Raw genomic sequence first — 24,342 nt, forward strand, 5'->3', positions numbered from 1 at the left:
CGCCCATGAGCGACACATCCAGCGAAGAGACCCTCGGCGGCACGCACCCCGACCCGACCAACCCCGCATCGAAAGACCCCGAAGAGTGGGTCACCGGCGACGAGCCGATCACGGCCGCGCAGAAGAGCTACCTCGACACCCTCGCCCGCCAGGCCGGCGAAGAGCTGTCGGCCGACATGACGAAGGCCGAGGCCAGCGAGCAGATCGACCGGCTGCAGCAGAAGACGGGTCGAGGCGCCTGACATCCGGGCCCAGAGCCCGAAGTGCCGCCCCCGGATCGGGTATCCAGAGGCGACACATCTCGGGTCTCCGCTGAGTTCGGGCGCGCCAGGGAGAGTCGACTGGCGCGCGCAGACAGGGTGAGCGTCCGGGCGCGTCGACGATCGCGGTGGCGGGTCCGCTTCGGGCGCGGACCCGGCACGCCGGTTGGCATGCGATCACAGTCGACACGACTGAGATGGCACCGGGCGTCGACGTCGAAGAGGTCGTCGAGACCGTGCTTCGCGTGCTTTCCCGGTGCGATGACGACATTACCGGTCCCCCATAGTGCCGACAAGCACTTTCATGCCTGCGCATGCACCCAAACCGGGGGCCACCCGTTTCGGGCCCGGCCCCACCCCCGCGTCCCCCGCAGGGGCCGACGTGTGGCCGGACCGGGTACGGTCGAGGCGTGGTGACACGTACAGAGTCCAGAACCGGGCAGAACTCGATCACGGCGCGAGTCGGCCGGATCCCCATCTCGGGCCTCCTCCCCGAACCCCTGACGACGCCTTCGACACGAAGGCCTTCGTCGGCGAGGTCGTGCCCTTCGAGGGGTCGGTCTTCCGCGAGGGACACGACATCATCGACGCCGCGCTCGTCGTCACCGACCCGACGGGCGCGGTGCAGCGGCACCGCCTGACCGCGGGCATCCCCGGCACCGACCGCTGGCACACCGAGTGGCTGTTCGAAACCGAGGGGCTCCACACCTGGCAGATCGAGGCGTGGACCGACGACTGGGCGACGTGGCTGCACACCGCCGAGATCAAGATCCCGGCCGAGCAGGACATCGACAACGTCTTCGCGACGGGCAGCGAGCTGCTGCAGCGCGCCGCGAAGCGAGACCCCGACAACGCCCTCCTGCGAGACGGCGCCAAGGCCCTCGCCAACGCGGGGCTGAGCCCGGCAGCCCGCCTCAGGATCGCCACCGACTCGCGCCTCGGCGCAGCCCTCTTCGCCCGCCCGCTGGCCAGCCTCATCACCCAGAGCGCCAAGAAGCACGTGCGTGTCGAGCGCAGCCGGGCCGCTGTCGGCAGTTGGTACGAGTTCTTCCCGCGCAGCGAGGGCGCGCGAAAGCGCGACGACGGGTCGTGGCAGAGCGGCACCTTCCGGACGGCTGCGCGGCGCCTTCCCGCCATCTCGCGGATGGGCTTCGATGTCGTCTACATCCCCCCGGTGCACCCGATCGGCCGCACCTTCCGCAAGGGCCCCAACAACTCGCTCGATGCCGGCCCGAACGACCCGGGCTCGCCCTACGCGATCGGGTCGGACGACGGCGGCCACGACGCCGTGCACCCCGAGCTCGGCACGCTCGCCGACTTCGAGTGGTTCGTCGGCGCCGCGAAGAACGCCGGCCTCGAGCTCGCCCTCGACCTCGCCCTGCAGTGCTCACCCGACCACCCGTGGGTGGCCGCGCATCCCGAGTGGTTCACGACACTGCCCGACGGCACCATCGCCTACGCCGAGAACCCGCCCAAGAAGTACCAGGACATCTATCCCCTCAACTTCGACAACGACTACGAGGGCATCAGCCGCGAGATCCTGCGGATCGTGCGCTTCTGGATCGACCGCGGCGTCACGATCTTCCGCGTCGACAACCCGCACACCAAGCCCGTGCACTTCTGGGAGTGGCTGCTCGCCGACATCCGCACCGACCACCCCGAAGCGGTCTTCCTCGCCGAGGCGTTCACCAAACCCGCCATGATGCAGGCCCTGGCTCAGGTCGGGTTCCAGCAGTCGTACACCTACTTCACCTGGCGGAACGCCAAGTGGGAGCTCGAGGAGTACCTCCAAGAGATCTCGCACGAGACCAGTGCGTGGTTCCGCCCGAACTTCTTCGTCAACACGCACGACATCCTGACGCCCTACCTGCAGTACGGCGGCGTGCCGGCCTACAAGGTGCGCGCCGCGATCGCTGCGACGGCCTCGCCGACCTGGGGCGTGTACTCGGGCTACGAGCTGATCGAGAACGTCGCGCGACCGGGCTCGGAAGAGAACATCGACAACGAGAAGTACGAGTACAAGCCTCGAGACTGGCAGGCCGAGGAAGCCGCCGGCGCGTCGATCGCTCCGTACCTCACGCAACTGAACCGTATCCGCCAGGGCCACCCCGCCCTCCGGCAGCTGCGCAACCTGACCGTGCACTCGAGCGACGACGACGCGATCCTGGTCTACTCGAAGTTCATCGACGGCCGCCACGTGCGGTCGGGGCGCTCGGACGCCGTCATCGTCGTCGCCAACACCGACCCGCATTCGGCCCGCGAGACGAGCGTCCACCTCGATCTCCGAGCGCTGGGCCTCGAGCCCGGCACTCGATTCACCGTGCGCGACCTCATCACGCAGGCGACCTGGGTCTGGGGCGACGACAACTACGTGCGCCTCGACGCCTTCGTCGAGCCCGCCCACATCCTCAGCGTCGACTTCAACCGCGCCCCCTAGGAGGCAGCACCCATGACCGACACCAGCATCTCCCCCGCCCCTCTCGTGCCCCCGCTCGACGGCCACGAGGCCTACCTCGTCTCGATCGGCAGGCACCCTCACCCCCATCAGGTGCTCGGGCCGCACCACGTCGACGCCGGCGTGCTCGTGCGCGTCCTGCGCCCGCTGGCCGAATCGGTGACCCTCGTCATCGAGAACGGCGGCCGGCTGGCGATGGCGCACGTGTCGCACGGCATCTGGGAGGCCCTGGCGATCATCGAGCCGGGCGCGTACCAGGTCGAGGCGACCTACGCCGGCGGGGGCTCGTGGACGAGCGACGACCCGTACCGCTTCTGGCCGACCGTCGGCGAGCTCGACCTCTACCTCTTCGGTGAGGGTCGCCACGAGAACCTCTGGCGCATGCTGGGTTCACACGTCGTCGAGAACATGGGCGTGCTCGGCACCTCGTTCGCCGTGTGGGCGCCGCACGCGCAGGCCGTGCGCATCAAGGGCGACTTCAACGGCTGGTACGGCGTCGGCCACTCGATGCGACGCATGGACGGCAACGGCATCTGGGAGCTCTTCGTGCCGGGGCTCACCTCGGGCACCTACAAGTACGAGATCCTGGCCGCCGACGGCCGCTGGGTCGAGCGAGCCGACCCGATGGCGCGCCAGGCCGAGATTCCTCCGGCGACCGGTTCGGTGATCACGAAGGCGTCGCACCAGTGGGAGGACGCCGCGTGGATGGAGGCACGGGCGGACGTCGAGCCGTCGACGAAGCCGATGAGCGTGTACGAGCTGCACGTCGGATCCTGGCGCCCGGGCTTGTCGTATCGCGAGCTGGCGGATCACCTGATCGGCTACGTCGGCGACCTCGGCTTCACTCACGTCGAATTCCTGCCGCTGGCCGAGCACCCGTTCGGCGGCTCGTGGGGTTACCAGGTGTCGGGCTACTACGCGCCGACGTCGCGCTTCGGTTCGCCCGACGACCTCCGCTACCTGATCGACCGCCTGCACCAGGCCGGCATCGGCGTGATCATGGACTGGGTGCCCGGGCACTTCCCGAAGGACGAGTGGGCGCTGGCGAAGTTCGACGGGCAGGCGCTCTACGAGCACAGTGACCCGCGGCTCGGCGAGCAACCCGACTGGGGCACCCTGGTGTTCAACTTCGGCGACTCGCAGGTGCGCAACTTCTTGGTGTCGAACGCGGTCTACTGGCTCGAAGAGTTCCACATCGACGGCCTCCGCGTCGACGCGGTCGCCTCGATGCTCTATCTCGACTACAGCCGCAACGAGGGCGAGTGGGTGCCGAACAAGTTCGGCGGCCGCGAGAACCTCGAGGCGATCTCGTTCTTGCAGGAGGCGAACGCCACGGCCTACAAGCGCAACCCCGGTGTCATGATGATCGCCGAGGAGTCGACGTCGTGGCCGGGTGTCACGCGCCCCACGAGCGACGGCGGCCTGGGCTTCGGCCTGAAGTGGAACATGGGTTGGATGCACGACTCGCTCGAGTACATCGAGCGTGACCCGCTCTACCGCGGCTACCACCACAACGAGATCACCTTCTCGTTCGTCTACGCGTTCAGCGAGAACTTCATGCTGCCGATCAGCCACGACGAGGTCGTGCACGGCAAGGGTTCGCTCTTCGGCAAGATGCCCGGTGACGACTGGCAGAAGCGCGCCAACCTGCGCGCCTATCTCGCTTTCATGTGGGGTCACCCCGGCAAGCAACTGCTCTTCATGGGCAGTGAGTTCGGGCAGACCTCCGAGTGGAGCGAAGAGCGCGGGCTCGACTGGTGGGAGCTCGACCAGCCGACGCACCAGGGGCTGCACTCGCTGGTGCGCGAGCTCAACACCGTGTACAACGCCGAAGCGGCCCTGTGGCAGCACGACTTCGACACCGAGGGCTTCGAGTGGATCGACGGCGGCCTCGCCGAGCAGAGCGTGGTCGCGTTCCTCCGCAAGACCACCGAGGGCGAGAAGATCGCCGTGTTCGCGAACTTCTCGGGGCAGCCGGTGCGTCTGCGTCTCGGGCTGCCCGTCGCGGGCGTCTGGCACGAGATCCTGAACACCGACGCGGCCGAGTACGGCGGGTCGGGCGTCGGCAATCTCGGCAGCGTCACCGCCAGCGAGACGCCGTGGGGCGGCAGGCCGGCCTCTGCCGAAGTCAACCTGCCACCGCTCGGCGTGATCTGGCTCAAGCTCGAGAAGTAGCCAGCTCTTCAGAATGCGAGGCGGCGGGCAGAGCGGCCGTCTTGCGATCGAGCCCCGCCCCCTCGATGTCGGCATCGGGCAGAATGCGGTCAAGCCACCGCGGCAGCCACCACGCCCCGTCGCCGAACAGGCGCATGACAGCGGGCACCAGAGTCATCCGCACCACGAAGGCGTCGACGAGCACGCCGACCGCGAGGGCGAAAGCCAACGGCTGGATGGTGCCGCGGCCGGCGATCGCCCCGTTGCCGAAGACGCCGATCATGATGAGGGCGGCCGCTGCAACCACCTTCGCGCCGTTCGCGAACCCGGTCGAGACGGCCACCGGCGAGGTGTCCCCCTGCGCTCGTCGCTCGCGCATGCCCGAGACCAGGAACATCTCGTAGTCCATCGACAGCCCGAACAGCACCCCGACCAGCAGGATGGGCAGGAAGCTCAAGAGGGGCGCCGCGGGGTCGACGTGGAAGAGCGTGCCGAGCCAGCCCCACTGGAAGACGGCCACCGTGGCGCCGAGTGACGCGCCGAAGCTGAGGAGGAAGCTCAGCGTGGCCTTCAGCGGGATCAGCAGCGAACGGAACACCACCATCAGCAGCAGGAAGGCGAATCCGGCGACGAGCGCGAGGTAGAACGGCAGTGCGTCGAGCAGGCGCTGCGAGATGTCGATCGCCACGGCTGTCTCCCCTGTCACCTGCAGCGACACCGTGGCAGGCAGGCCCAGTGACTCCGAGGAGCCGCGCAGGGCGTGCACGAGGGTTTCGGTGGCCGCATCCGACGGCCCCGTCTTCGGAATCACGGTGAACAGCGCATCCGTGCCGTGCAGACCGGACGGAACGACCCGGACGACGTCGTGGACATCGAGGGCCTTCATCAGACCGGGTACGTCCGCAGCGTCGACGTGCTGCGCGAGGACGAGGATGGGGCCGTTGAATCCTGCCCCGAAGCCCTCGGTGGTGAGGTCGTAGGCCGCGCGCGTCGTGGTGCCCGACGGGTCGGTGCCGTCGTTCGGCAGGCCGAGGCGGAGGCCCGCGACGGGCACGGCCAGGATGGCGAGGACGGCGACCGCGGCGACGGTGAAGACGACGGGACGACGGGTGACGAGGGCGACCCACCGCGAGGCCGGTGTGCGCCGCAGCGTGGCGGCCGTCTGCCCGATCCGGCCGCGTGCCCGTCGGCTGAGCACCTTCGTGCCGGAGATGCTGAGGATCGCCGGCGTGAACGTCAGCGAGACCAGCAGGGCTACGAAGACGCCGAAAGCCGCCGACAGGCCCATCTGGCTGAGGAAGCCGACACCGACGACCGACAGGCCGGCGAGTGCCACGATGACGGTTGCTCCGGCGAAGAAGACCGCCGAGCCCGCGGTGCCGGCCGCGAGGCGGATCGACTCCTGCACGCCCATGCCCGAGAGCAGGTTGCGCCGGTGCCGGTTGACGATGAAGAGCGCGTAGTCGAGGCCGACCGCGAGGGCCAGCAGGATCGCGAGGAGGGGCGCCGTCGAGTTCAGGTCGACGAACGCCGACGAGGCATAGATCGCGGCGACGCTCGTGCCCAGCCCGAAGAGGGCGGTCAGAAGTGGCAGCCCTGCCGCCAGGAACGACCCGAAGGTGATCAGCAGCACGACGAAAGCGATGACGATGCCGACCAGCTGGCTCGACGCGCCGTAGCTGTCCGGCACGAGACCCGATGACGCCTCGACCTGCAGGTGGCTGGTCTCGGCCGCCGTCATCGCCTTCTGCACGCCGGCGATCGTCGCATTCGACGGGTCGGACGCCGTGATGCTGACGCTCACGTAGCCGATTCGGCCGTCGGGCGAGAGGGTGCGTTCGGCAGCGGGAGCCGTGAACGGGTCGGTGGCGCTCGTCACGCCGGTCACGTCAGCCAGACGAGTGGACAGCGTCGCGACGGTCTTCTGGTCTGCCGCCGTCAGCTCCTGCCCCTTCGGAGCTGCGAAGACGACGTCTCCCCCGTTGCCCCCGGTCTTCGGGAACTCGTGGCCGACGCTGGTCAGCGTGTCGATCGACTGCAGGCCCTTGATACTGAAGGTCGAGTCGAGGGGCTTCGAGAAGGACGCGGCCGACCCCGCGGCGACGATGAGCATCACGAGCCACGCGCCGATCACCCACCACCGGTGCTGAGCGCTGAAACCGCCGATTCGCGCGAGAAGAGATGCCATGTCGAGAAGCCGCCTTTCGAGGGAGGCGACCCACCGCCGCCTCCGATCTCAGACTGGCGGGCCATCGGTCGGCACCCCACGGCCCAGGGGCGGGGGCCGGGTGGAAACAGCGAAGCGGGCCTCCACCCCAGGGTGGAGACCCGCTGGACCTATCGCACCGATGGTGCCCGCGGCACCGGACCTCGTGCGGGCCTCGGCCGCCCGGTGCTGCAGTCGCCGTCGGCGACGGCCGCCTCGTGTCTCAGTAGAGGAGCATCGTGAGGCGGCGGCGGGCGGCGACCACGCTCGGCTCGTCGATGCCGACGATCTCGAAATAATCGAGCAGCCGCGTCCGCACGGCGTCCTTGCCCGTCTGGTCGAGACGCGGGAAGGCCGTCAGGAGGCGATCGAACGCATCGTCGACATGCCCTCCGCTCACGTCGAGGTCGGCCACTGCGAGCTGAGCGTCAGCGTCGTCCGGCTTCGAGGCGCCCTCGCTCCGCACCTCGGCCATCGTGAGGCCCTGCAGGCGTGCCAGCAGCGACACCTGCGCAAGACCCGCGACGGCAAGCTGGTCGCGGGGATCCTGCGCGATGGCGGTGCGGTAGGCGTCCTGCGCCCCTGCGTAGTCACCGCGTTCGATCGCGTCATAGGCGTCCTGGTGGTGGGGCGGCAGCGGCTCGGGCTCGGGTTCTGCCGGCTCGCCGGTTTCGGCGGCGCCGTCGACGGCGACCGACCCGGTCACACCGTTCTGTTCGGCGAGCTGCAGCACCTGCTCGAGCACGTCGCGCACCTGGGCCTCGGGCAGCGCCCCGACGAAGAGCGACACCGGGCGGCCGCCGATGACGGCCGCGACCGTCGGGATCGACTGGGCCTGGAAGGCCTGGGTGAGCTGCGGGTTGGTGTCGGCGTCGACCTTGGCGAGCACCATGCGCCCGGCGTATTCGGTGACGATCTTCTCGAGGATCGGCGAGAGCTGCTTGCAGGGCCCGCACCACTCGGCCCAGACGTCGACGACGACGGGCACGGTGTTGCTGAGCTCGAGGATCGCCGAGAACGTGGCGTCGGTGACGTCGACCACGAGCGACGGCACACCGACCGCGGCCCCACCGTCGGGCGCGGGACCCGCGGCACCTCCGGCGGGCACGGCCGGAGCCTGCGCCTTGTTGACGAGAGACGACAGGTCGACGGCCCCGCGGAGACTCGCGGGGCTGGGAGGGACGTTGCTCATTTCACCTCTTTCGCTGAGATCAAAGCCTGACTGAAACCAAGCAGGACGATCTTGTCACTGCTGCCGACCGGAGGCACGGAGAACAAGAGCTGCACGCCGTACGTGGCCGTAATGCCCTTGATCGACTTGGCGACACCGCTGAGCGACTTAACCTCGCCCTCGGTGTTCACTTCGGCGCCGGCCTTGGTCGGCGTGACCGTCTCGATCTCGTCCAGGGAGACGGACACGATGGCGCCCGCGTCGTTCGTGGCCAACGCGATGCTCGGCTCGCTGTCGCCCGCGCTCGTGTAGGCGATCTTCGCCGTCGAGGGCAGCTTTTTCGCCTTGGCGTCTTTGTAGGGCTGGCCGATCTCGTTGCGCAGCGTGTCGCCCGCCGACTGGAAGTACTTCGCATCGACGCTGGCATCGCCGTTCTTCAGGATGTCGGCGTAGGCGGAGGCGAGCTTGTCGGGCTCGAGCTCGAGCAGCTTGACGTCGGGCGCGAGCCGTGCCGCCCCGAGCGAAGCGGGCGGAAGGTTCGTCAGCTGCGCCTGCGCCTCGAGAGCGACCAGGTAGTCGACCTTGTACGGGTCGCGAGCGGAATCCTGCTTGAGCATGACGCCCACTGGCGCGGCGGTGGTGCTCGACGCCGACTGCACGACGACGAAGACGGTGCGCGGCCACGAGTCGGACTGCTGCGGCAGCGTCAGCGAGAGCTTGCCGGTCGGGATCGACAGAGGTGCCGGGGCCGTCGGGTCACTCTTCTTGATGACGTAGGCCGCGGTGCGCTGAGCGAGGGCCGGGCCCTCGAAACGGGTCGCCGCGAGTTTCGCGTTGGAGGCCTTGTCGGCCTGACCCTGGACCGCGACGATGCGCTCGATGATGGTCGACGCCTGCGTCGTCGTGACTGCCGGAGGCTGAAGACCGGCGCCGTTCGACGGCGCCGTGGCGGTCGGCGTCGGCGTGGCGGCCGAGCTGGCGTCGTTCGACGACTGCGGCCAGTAGTCGGGCGAGCAGCCGGCCAGCCCGATCGTGGCGACGAGCACCGCAGGCACGACGGCGACGAAACGTCTCGCCCGTCGTCGCCCGGAGCCCTCGATGCCGAGGGCGGTCTTCCGGCCCGAGCGTACCGAGCGCGGGCGCTCTGACCGCGGCAGCTTCGGTCGACGGCCGCCCGTGCCCGACGTGCGCCGTGGGCCCCGCGTGCGCCGGTGGTGCACGATCGCCCAGATGAAGAGCAGGATGCCGATCACGAAGACCGCCAGGCCCGCGGTGATGAGCGGGCCCACGAGGGGGGTCGCCGTCGAGAGCGGCCAGGTCACCGAGATCTTCGAGGGGGCCGCCGTCGAGCCGCCGGATGCGACGAGGATCGAGATATCGTCGGGCGCGTCGAGCGAGAAGGTGAGCTTCTTGCCCGTGTACTGCTGGTACCAGAGGTCGGAGTCGGCCGGGTTCGGCACCGCCGACTCCGAGCCGGTCACGGTCTTCGACTTGAGCGCCATCGCCGTCTTGTCGAAGCGGATCGAGTTGTAGTCGGCGTCGCCCACCCAGCCTTTGATGTCGCTGGTGCGACCGTAGGCGGCGAACGCCGTGCCGGTCGAGCCCTGGATCGTGATCGACTCCCGGCCGGCGTACCCCTTCAGCGCCGACGCGGGGATGACGGTCAGCGGGGCGTCGGATTTCGTCGTCACCGACGACGTGACCGAGGACGGCGGGGCGAACACCGTCCGCTGGGCCAGACCGAGAAGCACCAGCAGAGCCGCCACCACGAGCGTGATGACAGCTATGACGAATCGCACGTTCTTACTCCCTTCGTGCCGCCATCCCGGATCGGACCGAGCTCGCCCGTCGGGCGCAGCGGCAGCGAATTTAAGACGGTTCAGGTTACCCGACGTCTCTGAGAGCAACCTACCCAGCCCTCGCTCGTCCCGTTCCCGCTAAAATACGGGGGTTCGCCCTTGACGGGCTCCAGCGCTATGACCCAGGAGACAACGTGGCCACTGATGAGGCAGAATTCGGCACCGAGCTGCGCGGCTACCGCAAAGAAGAGGTCGACAAGGCCCTGGGCGACCTCCGCCGCGAGCTGATCAAGGCCAACAACGACCGCGCCGAGGCGGCCGACCAGGGCCGGCAGCTCTCGCAGAAGATCGCCGAGCTCGAGGACGAGCTCGACGAGGTCGGCGCTCCCAGCTACCGCGGGCTCGGCGCCAAACTCGAGAACACCCTCCGTCTGGCCGAAGAGCAGTCGAAGGAGCTGATCGGCAAGACCGAGAAGGACGCCTCCGACCTCCGTGAGTCGTCGTCGGCCGAGGCTCAGCGCGCGCTGGAAGACGCGAAGGACCGCGCCGCCGACATGCTGGACGACGCCCGCGGCCGCGCGGCAGCCCAGGTCGAGGAGTCGACAGGCGAGGCCGATCGCCTCGTCGAACGAGCCCGCACCGACGCTGCCGCCCTTCTCGCGGACGCCGAGCGCGACGCCTCCGTCACGCGCGCCACCGCCGGCACCGAGGCAGCGGAGGCCCTGGCGACCGCCCACCGCGAAGCCGCCGCCATGCGCTCCGAGGCCGAACGAGAGGTCGCCGAGCTTCGTTCCACGGCAGCCGCCGAGGTCGCCGAGGCCCGAGAAGGCGCCGCCGACCTGGCCCGCCAGACGGAGGAGGGTCGCGCCCGCTTCGACAGCGACGCCGAGCGCCAGCGGGCCGCCCTCGACCTCGAGGCCAGCACGGTTCGCGACGACCTCGCGCGGCTCGACGAGACGACTCGCTCCGAGCTCGACCACGAGGTGACGAGCCGTCGGGACGCCCTCGACCGCGAAGTCCTCAACACCCGGGAAGAGCTGGCCGACGACGCCGACAACCAGCGGGCCGCCCTCGAGCGCGAGATCACCTCCGCACGCGCGACCCTCGAAACCGATGCCACGGCCACCCGGCTCGCCCTCGAGCGCGAGGCCGAGACCACCCGCGCCGACCTCGACCGCGAGGTCGAAGAAGCGCACAACGACATCGAGGCCGCGAAGACCGCCAGCCGCGAAGAGATCGAGCGAACCACGCGCCAGACGCGCGAGCAGATCGATCGCGACCTCGAGCAGACCCGCGAGGGGCTCGCTCGCGAGGTCGCCGACCAGGAGGCGCGGCTCGCCGCCGACGAGGCGCAGGCGAAGTCCGACCTGGAAGCCGATCTGGCCGAGACCCGGGCGCGGCTCGCCCACGACGACGAGGATCAGCGCGCGCGCCTGCGCAACGAGCGCGAGATCTTCGAAGCCGAGATCACCGCCGAGCGCGACCAGATCACAGCCGCTCTCGAGCGCGAGTCCGCCGAGGCGCGCACGAGCCTCGAGCTCGAGCTCGCGACGAAACGCGACGAAGCCGAGCAGGACTTCATCAGCCGCCACAACGACGCGGTCGCCGAGACGCAGACCTACCTCGACGAGGCCAACGCACAGCTCGCCGACGCTACCGAACGCGCCGAGACGAAGCGCCGCGAGGCCCGCGAGGCCGAAGAGACTGCCTACAACGAGGCGCGCACCACGCGCCAGGATGCCGAGCGGGTCGCCGGTGAAACCCTGAGCAACGCCCAGTCGCGCGCCGACTTCCTGGTGAAGGACGCCGAGCGTCACGCGCGCGACATCATCGGCGACGCCGAAGAGCGCCTCGCGGACATCACCCGCGAGCGCGATTCGGTCGCGGCCTACTTCGAGAACATCCGCGGCATGATCGGTCAGGCCGAACAGGTGTCACCCGAGTGAGGATCCACGGCGCCTTCCGACTCGGTCTGCTCGGTGGCCTCGGCGTCCTCGCCGCGATCCTCATCGGGACGGCCCTCGGCGAGCTCTCCACGATCCTGACCTACGTCGGCGTCGCCATCTTCCTCGCCCTCGGTCTCGACCCGGTCGTCGCATTCCTCGAAAAACGGAAGGTTCCGAGGGCACTCGCGATCACCATCGTGATGATCGCGGTGCTCGCCGCCTTCGTCGGCGTCGTCTTCGCGATCGTGCCGACGATCGTGAGCCAGACCACCGACCTCGTCAACAACCTCGCGACCTACCTGCAGAGCCTCACTGCTCAGCAGTTCGTCGACAACCTGCAGGCGCTCGTGCCGAAGAGCGTCTTCAACGTGCAGAGCGCCCTCAGCACCGTGGTGTCGTTCTTGACCGACCCGAAGAACATCGTGACGATCGGCGGCGGCGTGCTCGCTGTCGGCGTCGCCATCACGAACGGCGTCGCCGGCACGGTCATCGTGCTGATCCTGACGCTCTACTTCATGGCGTCGCTGAACAGCATGAAGCACGGGCTCTATCAGCTGGTGCCGAAGTCGAGCCGAAGCGAGTTCGCCCGTCTCGCCGACGCCATCAGCGCTTCAGTCGGGCGGTACGTGATCGGCCAGGTGGCTCTGGCGCTGCTGAACGGGGTCCTGAGCTTCATCGTCCTGTCGATCCTCAAGGCCGATCTGCCGGCCTTCTTCGCCTTCCTCGCGTTCATCGGCGCCCTGATCCCGCTCGTGGGCACGGTCAGTGCCGCCGCCGTGATCGTCGTCGCCCAGGTGGCGCTGCTGCCGACGTCGCCGGCCACCTGGATCTCGCTTGCCGTCTGGTATCTCATCTACATGCAGGTCGAGGCGTACGTGCTTTCGCCTCGAGTCATGCGGCAGGCCGTCAAGATCCCCGGCGTCATCGTCATCATCGCCGCTCTCGTCGGTGGCACGCTGCTCGGCGTGCTCGGGGCTCTGATCGCCGTGCCCGTCGCAGGGGCGGTGCTGTTGATCGTGCGCGAGGTCGTCATACCCCGGCAGAACGAGCGCTGACGCGGCTGACCCTGGCCGCAGAGGCGGCGTGAGCCCCCGAAGGCACGCGTCAGGCCGGCCAGACCTCGGCAAGCGGCAGGGCCTGCGGGTTGACGACCCGAACGATCTCGGTCAGCACCCGCCTGGTCTGGCTCTCGCCGACCCAGAGGTGCTTGCCGCTCTCGACCTCGATGAGCTCGGTCTCCGGCACCAGCGCGAAACGCTCACGGGCCTCGGCGGGGCGCAGGAAGTCGTCGAACTCGGGAACGACTGCGATCAGTCGGCTGCCCGAGCCCGCCCAGCGACCGAGCTCGGCATCCGTCGCACGCCGGAGCGGGGGCGACAGGAGGATCGCCCCGGCGATCCTGTGCTCGAGGCCGTGCTTGATCGCGACCTCGGTGCCGAACGACCACCCCACAAGCCACGGTGTCGGCAGGCCCTCGGCCTCGATGAACCGCACGGCGGCAGCGAGGTCGAACCGCTCGGTCTCGCCGTCGCCGAACTCTCCCTCGGACGTGCCGCGCGGCGACGACACGCTGCGGAAGTTGAAACGCAGCACGGCGAGGTCGGCCTGCGCCGGGAGCCGGGCGGCGGCCTTGCGGATGATGTGGCTGTCCATGAAGCCACCAGCGGTCGGCAGAGGATGCAGGGTCAGCAACGTCGCCACCGGGGCCCTGTCGACCGGCACGGCGAGCTCACCGACGAGGGTCAGACCGTCTTCTGTGTGCAGTTCGATGTCCCGACGGATGGCGGGCAGTTCGACCCCGCCGCGGATCTCGAACTCGGTCTCGCTCACGAGATCCTCCAGCAGTGGTTGTGCCAATGGCGTCGGGCGGCCAGGTCGGCCTCTTCGCCGAACAGGCCGTCGGCCCGCCACGCGACTATGTGAGGCGTGCCCTGCTCGATGGGCAGGCTGCAGCCGGGGCAGATGTACACCTTGACCGAAGACGTGCCCGCGATCGACTGCACGGTGAATGCGCGGCCGCGCCGCACCTCGGTGTGCTGGCCGCCGTAGAGGATGCGCGACAGGTAGCCCGACTCGTCGTCGTCGCGACCGGGATCGCGACGGGGTCGGTTGCTGCGGGGCATGGCTGCGATCGGGGTCGGTGACGGCGGCTCGGCCTTCGTCAACGACAGTGCCGATCAGTACCAGTTGTCGGCTTCGGAGTGGGCCCAGGCGCCGCAGGGGGTGCCGTAGTGGCCGGAGATGTAACCGAGGCCCCAGGTGATCTGAGTGGCGGCACTGGTCTGCCAGTCGGCGCCCGCGCTCGACATCTTGCTTCCGGGAAGAGCCTGCGGGATTCCGTAGGCGCCGCTGGGGTTGGACGCGTAGACGTTCCAGCCGGACTCTTTGTTCCACAGCGAGACGAGGCAGTTGAACTGATCGGTGCCCCAACCGTGCGCGGCGACCATCTGGGCGCCGATGGCCTGAGCACTGCCCGGGTCGGGCGTGCCGGCCGCCGGAGCCGTCGCCGTGGTGCTCGTGGTCGCCGCAGCGCCGGAGGTCGCGGTGCTGGCCGTGGTGGTCGGCGTGACGACGACCTTCGCCTTCTTGACGACGGGAGACGTGTAGTTGACGGTGTAGCCGTCGCGCGCCGCAGACGGATCTGCGGTGGAGGCCACGACGTATTCTTGCCCGGCCACGTGCGTCGACACGGCGGGGGTGACGGCGTCGGAAGCCGGAGCGGTGGAGGCGTACGCGCCCGAGATGGGGTTGATCAGCGAGCCGGAGATGAACGCGAACGTCGCCGCGAACCCGACGAGAGGGAGGACGACACGCTTGCGCGTGATGACCGGGCCGCGGAAGGCAGACGCCGTGGCCACCCGCGGCACTCCGACCTGAGTGCTGAGCGTTCGGGGTCGCTGAGCCTTCGAGGGGTGCTGACCGCCCGAGGGTTGCTGACCGCCCCGGCGGGTCGTGCGGACCTCCGGGGTCCTTCGACGCCCGACCGGACGGAACGATTACTACCGGATACGTGAACTGCCGCGTGCCTACCCATAAGTTCGTCAACTATAACGGACGGATCACGAGGCGCCAAGGGCGACTCACCGAACGGCGAGCATCACATCCACCACGCTGTCGAGAACGAGGTCGACCTGGCCCTCTCGGTACCCGCCCCGTTTGGCTCGGAAGACGCTCGTGCGCACGTCTTCGATACTGAGCGCTTCGCCCTCGGAGAAGTACCCCTTCAGCTGCGTCACGAGGCGATCGACGTCGACCGGGTGGTACCCCACGGAGAGGACGGACACGCGATCGAAGCGATGCCCCTCGGGCCGTTCGAGACGCAAGACGATGGCCTCGGCCATGCCGCGGGCCTCGGAGAACCAGGTCTCGTCACCCGTCTCGCGCAGGACACGATCGCGCTCACGGATCGCGAAGGCGTCTTCGAGTCTCTCGAGGGCCGAGTCGACAGGTGCCGGTTCGAAGCCGTGCTTGACCATGGCGAAAGCGGTCTGCCGGATGCTCTCGGCAGTCACGGCCGGCGCGTCGGAGTCTCCCGCGTACGCCTTCCGCGCCTCCAGCAGGAAGTCCTCGACCTGCTTCACGTCGTAGCCGCGCTGGGAACCGCTCACCTGGGGGAATGTCGAACTCACTCGCCCATTGTGCCGTACGCCGCCCTCGAAGAGCGTCAGAAGCGACTGTCGACCGGCTATCGACCGGCTATCGCGTGGCGAAGATCAGGTACAGCGCGTACGCGACGACCGCAGAGGGCAGGGTGCTGTCGAGCCGGTCGAGGAAGCCGCCGTGGCCCGGCAGCCAGGTCGAGATGTCTTTGATGCCGAGGTCGCGCTTGATCAGCGACTCGGTCAGGTCGCCCATGGTCGCCGTCAGCGTCAGGACCGCGCCGAGGACGAGGCCGAGCCACCACGGCTGGTGGATCATGAAGATCGAGATGATGACGCCGGCGATCATGGCGGCGGCGACCGACCCGGCGAAACCTTCCCACGTCTTCTTCGGGCTGATCCGGGGCGCCATCGGGTGCTTGCCGAACGACAGCCCGGTGGCGTACGCCCCGGTGTCGACCGAGATCACGACGATGAGCGTGCCGAGCGCCCACCACTGGCCGCCGTTCTGGGCGGTGAGCAGCACGAGGAACGACCCGAGGAAGGTCGTGTAGATCTGCACGAAGGCGCCCGACCCGAGGTCGCGCCAGAGATCGACGGCGCCAGTCCGTCGGGCGGAGCCGAGCTGCAGCGCGAGTCTCCAGAGGGAGACGAAGACGATGCCGCCGATGAGAGTCAGCCATTGACCCTCGGCCTTGAAGTAGAACGAGGCCGGCACGATGGCGATGCCGACCAGCACGCTCGGCAGCCGCGGAACGTCGCGGCCCGCCGTGCGGATGGCCGTCGTCAACTCGAAGACGATGAAGAAGATCAACACCACGGCGACGATCATGAAGAGCGCCTTGATGAGGATGAGGCTGACCAGCACGGCACCGCCCAGGCCGATGCCGATGCCGATGGCGGCCGGCAGGTTGCGGCCGGTCCGGGCCTTCAGCTTCTCGTTGCCGGCCTCGAGGCGGGCGCGCTGTGTGCGCAGCTGCTCTTCGATGTCGTGCCGAGCGTTCAGTGCTCGATCGTGGGTTCTGTCGTGCTGTGCGGGGGTGTGCTCGTCACCGTGTGAGTCGTCGTCCATAGAAGGCATCAGACCTCGAGGAGCTCCGCTTCCTTCTTCTTCAGGGCCTCGTCGATAGCGTCGACGTGGCTCTTGGTGATGGCCTCGAGCTCCTTCTCGGCACGAGCGATCTCGTCTTCGCCGACCTCGTCTTGAGCGTCGAGGTCGTCCTTGGCGCGGCGGCGGATGTTGCGGATCGCCACCTTGGCGTCCTCGCCCTTCGTCTTCACGATCTTGACGAACTCCTTGCGACGGTCCTGCGTCAGCTCGGGGATCGTCACGCGCACGATCGTGCCGTCGTTCGTCGGGCTGGCACCGAGGTTCGGGAATGTCGCGATGGCGCGCTCGATCTCTTTGAGCGCCGTCTTGTCGTAGGGCGTGACGATGAGCGTCCGTGCCTCGGGGGCCTGCAGCGACGCGAGCTGGGCGAGCGGCGTGGGCGTGCCGTAGTAGTCGACGGGGATCTTCTGGAACAGCGCGGGGTTGATCCGACCGGTGCGGACCGTGTTGAAGTCGTCTTTCGCGACCTCCACGGCCTTGCCCATCTTGTCGCGGGTCTCGGTCAGTACGTCAGTGATGGCCACAGTGCTCCTTATGTCTGGTTCAGCTTACCCGCGCGGGCCGGTGCATTCCGCTCCCCCGCCGGGCTCGTCAGTTGCTGACGAGAGTGCCGATGCGCTCGCCCCGGATGGCGCGGGCGATGTTGCCTTCGCCCTCCATGCCGAACACGTGCATGGGCATCCCGTTGTCCATGCACAGGCTGAACGCGGTCGAGTCGACGACCTTGAGACCCTGCACGAGTGCCTCCTGGTAGGTGAGGCGGTCGAACTTCGTGGCGTCGGGGTCGGTGCGCGGGTCGGCCGAGTAGACGCCGTCGACGCCGTTCTTGGCGACCAGGACCTCGTCGGCCCCGATCTCGAGGGCACGCTGAGCGGACACCGTGTCGGTCGAGAAGTAGGGCAGCCCGGCTCCGGCGCCGAAGATGACGATGCGGCCCTTCTCGAGGTGACGCCCAGCCCGGCGAGGAATGTAGGGCTCGGCGACCTGGGTCATCGCGATCGCCGACTGGACGCGCGTCGAGGCGCCGGTCTGCTCCAAGAAGTCTTGGAGGGCGAGAGCGTTCATCACGGTGCCGAGCATGCCCATGTAGTCGGCGCGACCGCGATCCATTCCGCGCTGGCTCAGCTCGGCGCCGCGGAAGAAGTTGCCGCCGCCGACGACGATCGCGACCTCGACGTCGGTCGACGCCTCGGCGATCTCCTGGGCCAGCTGGCTGACCACGTCAGGGTTCACACCCAGCGAGCCGCCGCCGAACGCCTCCCCGGAAAGCTTGAGAAGGACTCGTCGGCGTTTGGTCTTGGGGGTCTTCATGGGTCGTCTTCTCCCTCGTAGTGGCTCGTGTCAGGTTAGCGGGCGCATGGAAACGGGGCCCGAGACGATCTCTCGTCTCAGGCCCCGTTCACGGTTGGATTACGCGCCGACCTTGATCCGGGCGAAGCCCTGGACGGTCATGCCGGCCTCTTCCAGGACCTTCTGCACCGACAGCTTGCTGTCTTTGGCGTAGGCCTGGTCGAGGAGGGCGATCTCCTTGAAGTAGCCGGTCAGGCGACCCTCGATGATCTTGGGCAGAGCCTGCTCGGGCTTGCCCTCGTTCTTCGCGGTCTCCTCGACGATGGCACGCTCGCGCGCCACGTCGTCGGCCGGGACCTCGTCGCGCGACAGGTACGTCGGCGCGGCGAAGGCGATGTGCTGAGCGATCGAGCGAGCGGTCTCGGCGTCGCCGCCGGTGTAGCCCACGACCACGCCGACCTGCGGGGGCAGGTCTTTGGAGGTCTTGTGCAGGTAGATCGCGAACTCGTCGCCCGCCACGGCCTGGACCTGACGGAGCTCGACCTTTTCGCCGAGCAGGGCGGCCTCGTCGTTGACGAAGGCCTCGACGGTCTTGCCCTCGAGCGGTGCGGCGTTGCCGGCCTCGGCGGTGGTCGCACCCGAAGCCGCGACAGCCTTCAGGACGTTCTCGGCCAGAGCGATGAACTTGTCGTTCTTCGCGACGAAGTCGGTCTCGCTGGCCAGCTCGATGATGGTCGCGGTGCCCGCAGCCTCAGGAGCCGACGCCGTGACGAGACCGGCCGTCGTGGTGCGGCCTTCGCGCTTGGCCACGCCCTTCAGACCCTTGACGCGCAGGATCTCGATCGCCTTCTCGAGGTCGCCCTCGGCCTCGACCAGAGCGTTCTTGCTGTCGAGCATGCCGGCGCCGAGACGGTCGCGAAGGACCTTGACGTCGGCGAGTGAGTAGTTGGCCATAGATGTGCCCACCCTTTCGTGGATCAGGCTTGCGGAGAAAAGAAGGTGTTACTTGGAGGCAGCAGCGTCAGCGGCGGCGTCGATCGCAGCGGCGTCGGGGTCGACCGCGTTCGCGACCTCGGGGTCCGCCTCGGCGACGGGGCTCGCGACCGGCTCGCCGATCTCCTTGCCCTCGACCTGAGCGTCGGCGTCGTTCTCTTCGGTCGGCTCGGGGGCGTCGGTCTTCTTGCCCACGGAGGCGACGGCCTCACGCAGGTCGACGGCCTGGACGTCGTCCGCCTCGGTGGTCTGCGCGAGCAGCTCGGCCTCCCACTCGGCGAGCGGCTCGACGGGGGTCTCGCCCTCTTCCGGCTTCTGGTGACGCTGGATCAGGCCCTCGGCCGCGGCGTCGGCGACGATGCGCGTGAGCAGGCCCACCGAACGGATCGCGTCGTCGTTGCCCGGGATCGGGAACTGGATCTCGTCGGGGTCGCAGTTCGTGTCGAGGATGCCGATGACCGGGATGCCCAGCTTCTTGGCCTCGTCGATCGCGAGGTGCTCCTTCTTGGTGTCGACGACCCACAGGGCCGACGGCGTCTTCGTGAGGTTGCGGATACCGCCGAGCGTCTTGTGCAGCTTGTCGAGCTCGCGCTTCTTGATCAGGAGCTCTTTCTTGGTGAAGCCCTGAGTGGTGTCGTCGAAGTCGATCTCTTCGAGCTCTTTCATGCGAGCGAGGCGCTTCGAGACCGTCTGGAAGTTGGTCAGGAGACCACCGAGCCAGCGCTGGTTGACGTAGGGCTGGCCCACGCGGATGGCCTGCTCGGAGATGGAGCCCTGAGCCTGCTTCTTGGTGCCGACGAAGAGGATCGTGCCGCCGTGGGCGACCGTCTCTTTGACGAAGTCGTAGGCCTTGTCGATGTAGCCGAGCGACTGCTGCAGGTCGATGATGTGGATGCCCGAACGCTCGGCGAGGATGAAGCGCTTCACTTTCGGGTTCCAGCGGCGGGTCTGGTGCCCGAAGTGGACACCCGAGTCGAGCAGCTGGCGGATGGTGACGACGGCCATGGCCGTTCTCCTGTTCTACGAGCGCACGCGCGCACGTCTTTTCGGTTGAGTGGACGACCGGTCGGTCGCCGCTGCCTGGTGCCCGAGCGCACTCCCGCCCTCGTGAGAGGGACCGAGTGGGAGCGGAGGCCGGTGATGCCGCACGGGGCGGACTGGGCACGCGAAGTCAGCCTGCTGAGCAGACTGCGTGGCAATACTAACACCACGAACGCCCCGTCTCCCTGCGGAGGACGGGGCGCCCGTGACCGGGTGACCAGCAGGATCCTGGGGTCAGGCGCTTGCGGTCGCCCCCTGCAGCTCTTCGGTGCCCATCTCTTCGAGCGAGCGGCCCTTCGTCTCTTTGATCTTGAAGAACACGAAGAAGATCGACAGCAGCGCGAAGAAGGCGAAGATGCCGTACGAGAGCGTGAGACTGACTGCGGCCAACGCGGGGAATGCGACGGTAACCACGAAGTTCGCGATCCAGTTGGCGCTCGAGCCGATGCCGAGGGCTGCCGCACGGATGTTGGACGGGAACATCTCGCCGAGCAGCACCCACATGAGCGGGCCCCAGGTGGCGCCGAACGAGATCACGAAGATGTTCGCCGCGACCAGGGCGATCGGGCCCCAGGCGCCGGGCAGTTGGGGCGCGCCGTTCACCATGTGCGACTGGCTGAACGAGATGGCCATGAACGCGAGGCTGACGGTCATGCCGACGGAGCCCCACAGCAGCATGGGGCGACGACCCACCTTGTCGACCAGGGCGATGGCCACGAAGGTGACAGCCACGTTGACGACAGCGGTGATGGTGGAGATCAAGAAGGACTGCGACTCCTTGAAGCCGACGGCCTGCCACAGGGTCGTCGAGTAGTAGAAGATCACGTTGATGCCGACGAACTGCTGGAAGATCGCGAGGATAATACCGATCCAGACGATCGGTTTGAGACCGAAGCGGTTGCCGCGGATGCTCGACTTCTTGGTGAGGTCGGCCTCTTTTTTGATGGCGTCTTCGATGTCGTGGAGGTTCGTCTCGACCGTCTCGGTCGGGACGATCTGCTTGAGCACGTCTCGCGCTTCCTCTCGCCGCCCCTCGCCGGCCAGATAGCGTGGCGACTCGGGGAGCCGCAGGGCGAGGATGCCGTAGACGACCGACGGGATGATGCCGACGAGGAACATCCAGCGCCATGCCGCGAATGGGCCGATCATGGCGTCGGCGGAGCCGCCGATCACGGCGAACAGCTGGTCGGAGCCGAGAGCGGCGAAGATGCCCAACGTGATCGCGAGCTGCTGGAACGACCCGAGGCGGCCGCGGATGCCCTTCGGCGAGACCTCGGAGATGTAGGCCGGTGCGATGACCGACGCGATGCCGATGCCGAGACCCCCGACCAGACGCCAGATGATGAAGTCCCAGGTGGCGAACGCGAGACCCGCGAGGATCGAGCTGGCGAAGAACAGGATCGCCGCGATGAACATCACCCGGATGCGACCCCAGCGGTCGGCGAAGCGACCGCCGAGATAGGCACCCACGGCACAGCCGATGAGAGCCGAAGCGACGACGATGCCGGACGCGGCCGAGGGGATGTGGAAAGTCGTCCCGATCGAGTTGACCGCACCGTTGATGACGGACGAGTCAAAGCCGAAGAGGAAGCCGCCGATCGCGGCCACGATGGCGAGGGCGGTGACCCTCCGGTCGAGTCGTCTCGCTTCGTCGGGTGGGGTGGTTGTCGCTTCGGACACTTCAGATCTCTTTTCCCTCACGGGAAGGGGCGACTCGTGATCACCACTCCCCCACAATCGGTGCGCACGAGTCGTTGTGCACAACATGCACAATACTCCGATCCACGAGCCGGACCGGACGGTGCACTCTTGCCGCATGCGCTGTCCCACCGATTCTGCCCCTCGACTCCGTCGTTTGCCCGCCTTTCTGGTGCTCGCCGCCTGTGGCGCCCTTGTCAGCGCGCTGGCGGTCGCATCGCCTGCGGCGTCCCTCGGCTCCGTGGTCTCTGTGGGCTCCGGTGCCGCTGCGGGCCCCGCCGCCCGGAAAGCTCCGGGCGACCACGCACTGCCGCGCTGGTCGTGGCCCGTCCCGTCGCCGCATGACGTCATCCGCGGGTACGACGCACCGGAGATGGTCTGGTCTCCCGGTCACCGCGGGATCGACATCGCCGCCGCCCCGGGGGCGATCGTCCACGCGCCCGACTCGGGCCGCGTGCACTTCACCGGGACCGTCGTCGACAGGCCTGTGCTCTCGCTCGAGCACGCGGGAGGCGTCCTGTCGAGCTTCGAGCCGGTCGACGCGACCGTTGCGGCGGGCGAGGCGGTCTCTCGAGGCCAGGCGATCGGCATCCTGCGCCCCGGTCACTGCCCGGAGTCGGCCTGCCTTCACCTCGGGGCGCGCGTCGATGGCGACTACGTGTCGCCGCTGCTGCTGCTCGGCGAACTGCCGCCGTCGGTTCTGCTGCCGACGGAGTCGCTGCCGTGACGCAGTCTCTGTGGCGCGATGCCACCCTCCTGGTCGCGCCGCGTCAGGCGCGGGGGTGGGCCGACCGGTAGCTCTCGCGGAGACGTTCGGTCGAGACGTGCGTGTAGATCTGCGTCGTGCCGAGGCTCGCATGCCCCAGCAGCTCTTGGACCGCTCGCAGGTCCGCCCCTCCGTCGAGGAGGTGGGTCGCTGCCGTGTGCCTCAGAGCGTGCGGGCCGGCGGGGCCGCCACCGGGCAGCGGCTCGAGGATCCTGGCCACCAGCGTATAGACGGCCCGCGAACCGAGCCTCCGGCCGGACGCACCGAGGAAGAACGCCCTCGGGGCGGGGCCGCCACCGGGCACCAGCGCGGGCCGCCCACGGTCGAGGTAGGCCCCGAGGGCCGCTGCCGCCGGCACGCCGAACGGCACGACGCGCTGTTTGGCCCCCTTACCGAGCACGCGGACGGTGAGGCGCTCGAGATCGACGCCGCCGAGGTCGAGACCGACGAGCTCTCCCACACGGAGGCCCGCGCCGTAGAGCAACTCGATCACCGCGAGGTCACGGAGGGCCCCGGCGTCGCCGGAGGCCGAAGCGGCGGCGAGCGACGACAGGATGCCGTCCACTTGCGCTCGCGTGAGCACTCGCGGTAGGCGGCTCTCGGCTTTCGGCGCCCGGAGTCGGACCCCGACGTCGGCGCCGATGCGCTCGGACTCGTGCAGCCACTTGGTGAGCCCCCGGGCCGATGCTGATCTTCGGGCCAGAGTCGCCCGGGCCAGCCCGATCTCGCTGGCGGCCCAGAGCCAGTCGCGCAGTGTCTCGAGGTCGAGGCCGGAAGTGTCGGGCTCGCCGTCAATCCGCTTTCGCGCGTGGGCGACGAGCGAATCGAGATCGGTGCCGTAGGCGCGCACCGTGTTGTCGCTCAGCCCCCGCGCGTGGCGAAGGTGCGCCAGGAACTCTTCGACGTCGCGAGCCAGGGTCGACATGGTGGCCCCCAGTCAGTCGACGGGGCGCTTGCGGCTGAAGCGCTCGAACTGCTCGTCGGGCGGCAGAGCCTCGATCCGCGCGAGAAAATCGGAGTCGAGAGTGTCGACGGGCACGTAGTCGTCAACGGGAAGGGTCGAGTGCGTGATGCCGTCGGGGTAGACGTGCACGAGCGAAAACGTGCGGAGAGCGTCGATCTGGCGCAGTTCGCGGGGCGGGGCGGTGAGATCCATCGTGTTGCACGTGGCCGACGCGACGGACACCGGCACCCCGGCGAACAGCCCGAACGTCGAGTAGTGCAAGTGCCCACCCAGGATCGCGCGAACATCGGTGCCGCGCACGACTTCGGCAAGCTCGTCCTGGTGCTGCAGCTGCAGCAGGTTCATCAGCTCGAGCGGCGTCTTGATCGGCGGGTGGTGCAGGGCGAGCAGGGTGCCGTGCGGAGCAGGCTCGGCCAGCACCCCGGCGAGCCACTCGAGCTGCGCCCCGTCGACGTCGCCGTGGTGGTAGCCGGGCACCGTACTGTCGAAAGCGATGATTCGGAGGCCACCGACGTCGTACACGCGATCCTGGGGATGCTGTTCGTCGGCGCCTTCGAGCTCGATGCCGAAGAACTCTCGCGAGTAGACGGGGCGTGCGTCGTGGTTGCCCATCACCCAGACGAGTTCGGCGCCGAGCTCGTCGGCCACCGGTTGGACGATGGCCCGGAGGCGCTTGTAGGCCTCGGGCTGGCCGAGGTCGGTGAGGTCGCCCGTGATGACGATCGCGTCGGGTCGGCGGCCCGAGCGCTCCAGCTGTGCCAGCGCCGAGGTGATCTGCACGTCGGTGTCGATCACGCCGCCCCACGGTGCGCGATCCGCCAGAAAGTGCGTGTCGCTCAGGTGGGCGACGGTGAAGTCGGGTGCCGGCGGCCGGATGCTTGAAGTCACG

Annotated in this window: 21 protein-coding genes; 6 read left to right on the forward strand and 15 right to left on the reverse strand. The window is 68.6% G+C overall.

The genetic code is table 11. The annotated features are described in order from the left end of the window. Positions 1-5: 5 nt before the first annotated feature. The 3 genes from AX769_RS15245 (at position 6) to glgB (ending at position 4,890) form a co-directional block, all read left to right on the forward strand. Positions 6-242, forward strand: a complete 237-nt coding sequence (locus AX769_RS15245; RefSeq protein WP_066281012.1) for a DUF3072 domain-containing protein — start codon at positions 6-8, stop codon at positions 240-242. 322 nt (positions 243-564) lie between these two features. Beyond that, positions 565-2,697, forward strand: a complete 2,133-nt coding sequence (locus AX769_RS15250) for an alpha-1,4-glucan--maltose-1-phosphate maltosyltransferase (RefSeq protein ID WP_157887661.1) — start codon at positions 565-567, stop codon at positions 2,695-2,697. Between the two features lie 12 nt (positions 2,698-2,709). Next, a complete protein-coding gene (gene glgB, locus AX769_RS15255) occupies positions 2,710-4,890 on the forward strand; it encodes a 1,4-alpha-glucan branching protein GlgB (RefSeq protein ID WP_082763851.1) in 2,181 nt (726 codons plus the stop codon). Here the strand turns inward: glgB and AX769_RS15260 are convergent. From AX769_RS15260 to AX769_RS15270, 3 genes are all read right to left on the reverse strand, one after another. Next, positions 4,874-7,057 (reverse strand): MMPL family transporter, encoded by a 2,184-nt coding sequence (locus AX769_RS15260; RefSeq protein ID WP_082763852.1) that lies wholly within the window; start codon positions 7,055-7,057, stop codon positions 4,874-4,876. The genes glgB and AX769_RS15260 overlap by 17 nt on opposite strands. 241 nt (positions 7,058-7,298) lie before the next feature. Beyond that, positions 7,299-8,267, reverse strand: a complete 969-nt coding sequence (locus tag AX769_RS15265; RefSeq protein WP_066281016.1) for a tetratricopeptide repeat protein — start codon at positions 8,265-8,267, stop codon at positions 7,299-7,301. Beyond that, a complete protein-coding gene (locus AX769_RS15270) occupies positions 8,264-10,045 on the reverse strand; it encodes a hypothetical protein (protein WP_066281019.1) in 1,782 nt (593 codons plus the stop codon). The genes AX769_RS15265 and AX769_RS15270 overlap by 4 nt, the downstream gene beginning before the upstream one ends. A 194-nt stretch (positions 10,046-10,239) precedes the next feature. Here AX769_RS15270 and AX769_RS15275 point away from each other — a divergent pair, with 194 nt between their 5' ends. Together AX769_RS15275 and AX769_RS15280 are read left to right on the forward strand one after the other, a co-directional pair. Continuing rightward, entirely contained in the window at positions 10,240-11,991 is a 1,752-nt protein-coding gene (locus AX769_RS15275; protein WP_066281025.1) for a hypothetical protein, read from the forward strand. Then, complete coding sequence (locus tag AX769_RS15280) at positions 11,988-13,046, forward strand: AI-2E family transporter (protein WP_066281033.1); 1,059 nt, start codon at positions 11,988-11,990, stop codon at positions 13,044-13,046. The genes AX769_RS15275 and AX769_RS15280 overlap by 4 nt, the downstream gene beginning before the upstream one ends. 49 nt (positions 13,047-13,095) lie before the next feature. Here AX769_RS15280 and AX769_RS15285 read toward each other — a convergent pair whose 3' ends face one another. The 10 genes from AX769_RS15285 to AX769_RS15330 form a co-directional block, all read right to left on the reverse strand. Beyond that, the gene (locus AX769_RS15285; protein ID WP_066281036.1) at positions 13,096-13,821 is read right to left on the reverse strand and encodes an alpha/beta hydrolase; all 726 of its coding nucleotides are present in this window, start codon (positions 13,819-13,821) and stop codon (positions 13,096-13,098) included. After that, positions 13,818-14,114 carry a hypothetical protein gene (locus tag AX769_RS15290; protein ID WP_066283788.1) on the reverse strand — a complete coding sequence of 99 codons (297 nt, stop codon included), beginning with the start codon at positions 14,112-14,114 and terminating at the stop codon, positions 13,818-13,820. Before AX769_RS15290 ends, AX769_RS15285 begins: the two co-directional genes overlap by 4 nt. 54 nt (positions 14,115-14,168) lie before the next feature. Next, entirely contained in the window at positions 14,169-14,849 is a 681-nt protein-coding gene (locus AX769_RS25335) for a lytic transglycosylase domain-containing protein (RefSeq protein WP_239451811.1), read from the reverse strand. Positions 14,850-15,071: 222 nt separating this feature from the next. Further along, on the reverse strand, positions 15,072-15,620 hold the full coding sequence (locus tag AX769_RS15300; protein WP_066281039.1) for a DivIVA domain-containing protein: 549 nt from the start codon (positions 15,618-15,620) through the stop codon (positions 15,072-15,074). 67 nt (positions 15,621-15,687) lie between these two features. Next, positions 15,688-16,662 carry a phosphatidate cytidylyltransferase gene (locus AX769_RS15305; protein WP_082763853.1) on the reverse strand — a complete coding sequence of 325 codons (975 nt, stop codon included), beginning with the start codon at positions 16,660-16,662 and terminating at the stop codon, positions 15,688-15,690. An 8-nt stretch (positions 16,663-16,670) separates the two neighbouring features. Further along, positions 16,671-17,186, reverse strand: a complete 516-nt coding sequence (frr, locus tag AX769_RS15310; protein WP_066283794.1) for a ribosome recycling factor — start codon at positions 17,184-17,186, stop codon at positions 16,671-16,673. Positions 17,187-17,292: 106 nt separating this feature from the next. Further along, positions 17,293-18,012, reverse strand: a complete 720-nt coding sequence (gene pyrH / locus AX769_RS15315) for a UMP kinase (protein WP_066281043.1) — start codon at positions 18,010-18,012, stop codon at positions 17,293-17,295. A 99-nt stretch (positions 18,013-18,111) separates the two neighbouring features. Then, positions 18,112-18,945 (reverse strand): translation elongation factor Ts, encoded by an 834-nt coding sequence (gene tsf, locus AX769_RS15320; protein WP_066281046.1) that lies wholly within the window; start codon positions 18,943-18,945, stop codon positions 18,112-18,114. Between the two features lie 48 nt (positions 18,946-18,993). After that, a complete protein-coding gene (gene rpsB / locus AX769_RS15325; RefSeq protein ID WP_066281048.1) occupies positions 18,994-19,989 on the reverse strand; it encodes a 30S ribosomal protein S2 in 996 nt (331 codons plus the stop codon). A gap of 270 nt (positions 19,990-20,259) precedes the next feature. Beyond that, positions 20,260-21,705 carry a sugar porter family MFS transporter gene (locus AX769_RS15330; protein WP_066281050.1) on the reverse strand — a complete coding sequence of 482 codons (1,446 nt, stop codon included), beginning with the start codon at positions 21,703-21,705 and terminating at the stop codon, positions 20,260-20,262. 175 nt (positions 21,706-21,880) lie between these two features. On the opposite strand from AX769_RS15330, the gene AX769_RS24110 reads away from it, so the two are divergent. Next, positions 21,881-22,450, forward strand: a complete 570-nt coding sequence (locus AX769_RS24110; RefSeq protein WP_157887663.1) for a M23 family metallopeptidase — start codon at positions 21,881-21,883, stop codon at positions 22,448-22,450. 43 nt (positions 22,451-22,493) lie between these two features. On the opposite strand, the gene AX769_RS15340 is transcribed toward AX769_RS24110, so the two are convergent. Both AX769_RS15340 and AX769_RS15345 read right to left on the reverse strand, forming a co-directional pair. Continuing rightward, entirely contained in the window at positions 22,494-23,414 is a 921-nt protein-coding gene (locus AX769_RS15340; protein ID WP_066281053.1) for a tyrosine recombinase XerC, read from the reverse strand. Between the two features lie 12 nt (positions 23,415-23,426). After that, positions 23,427-24,341 carry a metallophosphoesterase gene (locus tag AX769_RS15345; RefSeq protein ID WP_066281055.1) on the reverse strand — a complete coding sequence of 305 codons (915 nt, stop codon included), beginning with the start codon at positions 24,339-24,341 and terminating at the stop codon, positions 23,427-23,429. Between the last annotated feature and the right edge of the window lies 1 nt (position 24,342).

It is taken from the genome of Frondihabitans sp. PAMC 28766, from assembly GCF_001577365.1.
Taxonomy (GTDB): domain Bacteria; phylum Actinomycetota; class Actinomycetes; order Actinomycetales; family Microbacteriaceae; genus Frondihabitans.